5 protein-coding genes are annotated in these 3569 nt (G+C 75.1%); 4 read left to right on the forward strand and 1 reads right to left on the reverse strand.

The genetic code is table 11. The annotated features are described in order from the left end of the window. The coding region (locus HMPREF0731_RS26470) for an MJ0042-type zinc finger domain-containing protein (RefSeq protein WP_211207913.1) at nucleotides 1–167 on the reverse strand (167 nt) is incomplete at its 3' end. A gap of 120 nt (nucleotides 168–287) precedes the next feature. Here HMPREF0731_RS26470 and HMPREF0731_RS06745 point away from each other — a divergent pair. Genes HMPREF0731_RS06745 through HMPREF0731_RS06760 form a run of 4 tightly spaced genes read left to right on the forward strand, consistent with a single transcriptional unit; the run spans nucleotide 288 to nucleotide 3186 of the window. Next, entirely contained in the window at nucleotides 288–962 is a 675-nt protein-coding gene (locus tag HMPREF0731_RS06745; protein ID WP_040612443.1) for a cell division ATP-binding protein FtsE, read from the forward strand. Next, nucleotides 955–1818 (forward strand): cell division protein FtsX, encoded by an 864-nt coding sequence (locus HMPREF0731_RS06750; RefSeq protein ID WP_007003309.1) that lies wholly within the window; start codon nucleotides 955–957, stop codon nucleotides 1816–1818. Before HMPREF0731_RS06745 ends, HMPREF0731_RS06750 begins: the two co-directional genes overlap by 8 nt. A 10-nt stretch (nucleotides 1819–1828) precedes the next feature. Continuing rightward, nucleotides 1829–2431, forward strand: coding sequence for a YdcF family protein (locus HMPREF0731_RS06755; protein ID WP_007003310.1), 603 nt, complete (start codon nucleotides 1829–1831; stop codon nucleotides 2429–2431). Continuing rightward, nucleotides 2428–3186 (forward strand): lysophospholipid acyltransferase family protein, encoded by a 759-nt coding sequence (locus HMPREF0731_RS06760; RefSeq protein ID WP_007003311.1) that lies wholly within the window; start codon nucleotides 2428–2430, stop codon nucleotides 3184–3186. The genes HMPREF0731_RS06755 and HMPREF0731_RS06760 overlap by 4 nt, the downstream gene beginning before the upstream one ends. The last annotated feature ends 383 nt before the right edge of the window (nucleotides 3187–3569 follow it).

Below are 3569 nucleotides of genomic sequence, written 5' to 3' on the forward strand. Positions count from 1 at the left end.
AAGGAGGGCCGCACGGCGGGCATCTCCGCCCGGTGCAGCGCGCGCGGCGGCGCCGGCAGCGGCACCCAGCCATGGCCGCAGCGGACGCAGCGGACCAGCCGGCCGGGGACGACCAGCGACTCCTTCACCTCATAGGCGGCGGCGCAATCCGGGCATTCGAGACGCATCTGCGCGCTATGCCGGGGTGCCCGGCGGGCCGCAAGCCCCGCCGCGCGGCCGGGGCGCGGAAACCCTTCGTAAACGGTCGCGGGTGGCGGCGGCGGCCCGGGCGTGGCATGTGGCTCCGCATGGTGCGCTTCACCGCGGTCGGCCTGCGCTATCCCTCCCCCGACGGGGGCGAGGGGCCGGAGGCCCTGGCCGACCTGACCTTCACCCTGCCCGAGGGCAGCTTCACCTGGCTGCTGGGTGCCTCGGGCGCCGGCAAATCCTCGCTGCTGCGGCTGATGCACCTGGCCCAGCTGCCGACCCGGGGGGAGCTGGAGGTGCTGGGCGTGCTGGTGCGGCCGGAGCGGCGCGCCGCCCTGCCGGCGCTGCGCCGGCGCATCGGCGTGGTGTTCCAGGATTTCCGGCTGCTGCCCTATCTCTCGGCCTTCGACAATGTGGCGCTGCCGCTGCGCCTGGCCGGCCGCTCGGAATCCAGCCTGCGGCCGGATGTGACCGAGATGCTGCGCTGGGTCGGCCTCCAGGGAAAGGAGAGCTCGCTGCCGCAGCAGCTCTCGGGCGGCGAGCAGCAGCGCGTGGCCATCGCCCGCGCCGTGGTCACCCGCCCCTCGCTGCTGGTGGCGGACGAGCCCACCGGCAATCTCGATTCGCACCAGGCGCGGCGGCTGCTGGCGCTGCTGACGCAGATGAACCGCCTCGGCACCACCGTGGTGGTGGCCACCCATAGCGAGGAGCTGGTGGCGCAATTCCCCGCCCCCGCTTTGGTGCTGGAGCATGGAAGGGTGATGCAGCATGGCTGAGCGCCGCACCCGCTATGCGCGCGACCCGCTCGGCCTGAAGCGGGCGCTGTCGGACCGGCTGCTGCCGGGCCTCGTCGCCGCCATGGCGCTGCTGGCGGCGCTGGCGCTCGCCGGCAGCCGCGGCGCGGAGGCGCTGCAACAGCGCTGGCAGCATGGCGCCGCCGCCGCCGTCACCGTGCAGCTGCCGCCCGAGCAGTCGGGCCGCATCGACGAGGCCATCGCCCTGCTGCGCGAGATGCCCGAGGTGGCCGAGGCCGCGCCGGTCGATTCCGCCCGCATGCGCGAGCTGCTGCGCCCCTGGCTGGGCGAGGTGCCCTCGCTGCCCCTGCCGGCGGTGCTGGAGCTGCGCATGCGCAATCTGGCGCTCGACCCCGCCCCGGTGGCGCAGCGCCTGGCCGAGGCCATCCCCGGCGCCGAGCTGGAGGCGCATGGCATCTGGGTCGCGCGGCTGGCGGCGCTGGCCCGCAGCGTGCAGGGCGTGGCGCTGGCGGTGCTGGCGCTGGTCGTCGCCGTCGCCGTCGCCGTGGTGGCGGTGGCGACGCGCGCCGGCCTCGCCGCCCGCCGCCAGGCGATCGAGATCCTGCACGATCTGGGCGCCACCCAGGGCGACATCGCCGGCCGCTTCGCCCGCCGCATCGGGCTGCTGGCGGGCGGCGGCGCGCTGGCCGGGGCGGCGCTGTCGGTGCCGACTCTGGCCGCCCTGTCCAGCATCGCCGCCCCGCTCGCGGGCGGCGAGGTGGCGCCCTGGTCGGCGCTGCCCTGGCTCGACCTCGCGCTGCTGCCGCCCTTCGCCGGGCTGATCGGCTGGGCCACCGCCCAGCTCAGCGTGCGCCGCTGGCTGCAGCGCCTGCCGTGAGGGACACGCCATGAGCCTGCCCGATGGCAGCCGCGAGGGCGGGTGGAGCCGGCTCTGGCTGCTGCCGGCGCTGCTGGCGATCCTGGTGGTGGCGGGCTTCGCGCTGTTCACCGGGCAGAGCCGCGCCCGGCCCGAGCTGCCGCTGCGCCAGACCGACGGCATCGCCGTGCTGACCGGCGGGCCGCAGCGCGTCGATGCCGGGCTGCGCCTGCTGGCCGAGGGGCATGCGCGGGCGCTGATCATCTCCGGCACCGGGCGCGACGCGACGCTGGAGGAGCTGGCCCGCCGCGCCGGCCTGCCCGACCCGCTGCCGGAGGGCTTCGCCGCCCGCGTCACCCTGGGGCGGGAGGCGACCAGCACCCGCGGCAATGGCCAGGAGGTTGCGGAATGGGCCGAGGCGCGGCAGATCGGCAGCCTGCGCGTCGTCACCGCCGCCTTCCATATGCCCCGCGCCCTGCTGGAGCTGCGCCGCACCCTGCCCGGGGTGGCGCTGGTGCCGCATCCGGTGCAGGCCGCCGGGCCCCGCCCGGGCCTGCTGCTGCGGGAATATGGCAAGTTCATCGGGGCGATGCTCGGATTGTCGGCCCTGAAACCGGAGAAGCCCGTCCCGTGATCCTGCTGCGTTCGGCGCTGTTCAACGCGCTGTTCTTCACGCTGACGGCGCTGGCCTGCATCCTCGGCCTGGCCCTGCTGCCCTTTCCGCGCCGGGTGCTGCGCCGCTTCATCCAGGGCTGGGCGCGGCTGATCCTGTGGCTGCTGAAGGTGGTCTGCGGCATCGGCCTGCGCGTCACCGGGCGGGAGAATCTGCCCGACGGGCCGGTGGTGATCGCCGCCAAGCACCAATCGGCCTATGACACGGTGGTCTGGCTCGCCCTGCTGCCGGAGCCGGTCTACGTGCTGAAGCAGGAGCTGCTGAAGATCCCGGCCTGGGGGCGGCTCGCGCGGCATTACGGCTCGGTCGCGGTGGACCGCAAGGGCGGCGCCTCGGCGCTGAAGCGCATGGTGCGGCAGGCCGCCGCCGCGCTGGCCGAGGGCGACCAGATCATCATCTTCCCGGAGGGCACCCGCACCCTGCCCGGCCAGCGCGTGCCCTACCAGCCCGGCGTGGTGGCGCTGGCGGCGGCCAGCCCGGCGCCGGTGGTGCCGGCGGCGACCGACAGCGGCCTGCACTGGGGCCGGGGCGCCTTCGCCGCCAAGCAGCCCGGCGACATCACCGTGGCGATCCTGCCGCCGCTGCCGGCCGGCCTCGGCCGCGCCGGCCTGATCGGCCGGCTGGAGGCGGCGATCGAGACCGAGACCGACCGGCTGGTGCGCCTCGGTGGCGGCCCGGCGGTGCAGCCGCCCCTTGTGGATAATTCTGTGGGATAAGGAGCCGGGCGGCGCTCCACGCGCTTCCAGCAACGGCGCGCAAGCCCCTGCGGGCATTGTCTTTTTGCTGTCACGCTGCGGCCGCGCCAGCCGGTCTGCCTTTGTCCGGCACGCTGTCAACCTCCTGTTTTTCATGAGGTTTTCCGCAAGAATGGCAGGGCTGGCAGAATTCCCCTTGCCAGCCCGGCGGACACCGCGCCGCGGCCTGGGACAAGGCTGGGGATTTCCTGTGGATAAGTCTGCGGACAACCGCGCCCGGCCCCGCTGCGAGGCGGCGCGAATCGGCGGCGCCCGGCTGCGCTGGCGCTTGGCCCCGGCCCTGCCACCGGTTTCCGTGGCGCGGCAACCGGGCTAGCCTGCGCCGCATGACCGACCGCACCCGC

The sequence above is a fragment of the Pseudoroseomonas cervicalis ATCC 49957 genome (assembly GCF_000164635.1).
Taxonomy (GTDB): domain Bacteria; phylum Pseudomonadota; class Alphaproteobacteria; order Acetobacterales; family Acetobacteraceae; genus Pseudoroseomonas; species Pseudoroseomonas cervicalis.